At 71.7% G+C, this 1,093-nt stretch carries 3 protein-coding genes; 1 reads left to right on the forward strand and 2 read right to left on the reverse strand.

The window, feature by feature from the left end; all coding sequences use genetic code 11:
- The coding region (locus tag ACWDNU_RS46745) for an HpcH/HpaI aldolase/citrate lyase family protein (RefSeq protein WP_449673569.1) at positions 1-372 on the forward strand (372 nt) is incomplete at its 5' end.
- A gap of 9 nt (positions 373-381) precedes the next feature.
- Here ACWDNU_RS46745 and ACWDNU_RS46750 read toward each other — a convergent pair.
- The gene (locus ACWDNU_RS46750; RefSeq protein ID WP_355277974.1) at positions 382-621 is read right to left on the reverse strand and encodes a hypothetical protein; all 240 of its coding nucleotides are present in this window, start codon (positions 619-621) and stop codon (positions 382-384) included.
- Positions 622-627: 6 nt separating this feature from the next.
- On the reverse strand, positions 628-1,093 hold a 466-nt coding region (locus ACWDNU_RS46755), incomplete at its 5' end, for a hypothetical protein (RefSeq protein ID WP_449673570.1).

A 1,093-nucleotide genomic window follows, 5' to 3' on the forward strand; every position in this document is an offset into this window, starting at 1 on the left:
GGCACCTATCGTGATGTCGCCCGGCAGTTACGCTCGACGACGCTGATCGCGGCGAAGGCCCAGGGCAAGCTCGCCGTCGACGGTGTCTTCCTCGACATCCTCGATCTCGACGGGCTCGCCGCCGAAGCCGAGGACGCCGTCGCGTCCGGGTTCGACATCAAGGTCGCCCTGCACCCCACGCAGGTTCCGGTCATCGCCGACGCTTACCGCCCCGACCCGCGTGATGTCGAGTGGGCGCGGCGCGTGCTCGCGCTGGCGCGGAATGCGCGGGGAGTCTTCGCGGTCGACGGACGGATGGTCGACGCGCCCATCCTGAGCCACGCCGGTCGCATCGTCGCACGCGCGGACTCGATGGGCATCGCGTCGCGCTGACGGCGGAACTCACACGGTGGTCATCGCCGACGGCGGCAGGTCGAGGCTGGTCCGGATGCCGGGAGGAGCCGCGCACAGGAGCGGGATCGTGCGCGCCGCGCGATGCGCGGTGTTGGCCGGGGCGAGTCCCCCGGACAACCCGGACGCGGCCGGTGTCCGCACGATGATCTCGACGGGCGCGGCATCGCCGACGATGGTGGCCCGCCAGCCGTTGTGCTCGAGCGGCCACGCGGGATCCAGGTCCGGCACGCGATATCACGTCGCCCGGTAAGCGATTCGAGGGACAGTGGAGTGACTGCCGACCAGCGACAAGCGGTACGCGCCGACGGTTCCGGCCGGTATCCGGTCGCGCCCGCACCCCGCCGGGTGCGTCGAGACGGCGTAGTCACCACCGACTTCGATGGTGTCGATCGCGAGTCCGAGGCCGTCGGCGACCAAGCGCAGTGACGGGCCGAAGCTCCGCTGGAAGCGGATCAGCGCCCGCGGATCCATGTGCGTTGGGCAGGTCGCGCCGAAGGCGGCGATCCCCGGTCCCGGCGCGGCCGGGGCGCTGCGGGTGAGATCGGTGTACTCGTCGATCGTCACGGTGTCGATCCGCCGCTGGACCGCGCCGATCGTGATCGGCATCAGCTCGGTCACGAAGCCCGGGCTGACGCCGGTGCTGTGCAGGGACGCGCCGCCTGCCCAGCAGGCGGATTCGAGGCGGGCGCACAGCGTGGGC

The organism is Amycolatopsis sp. NPDC003676 (assembly GCF_053587275.1).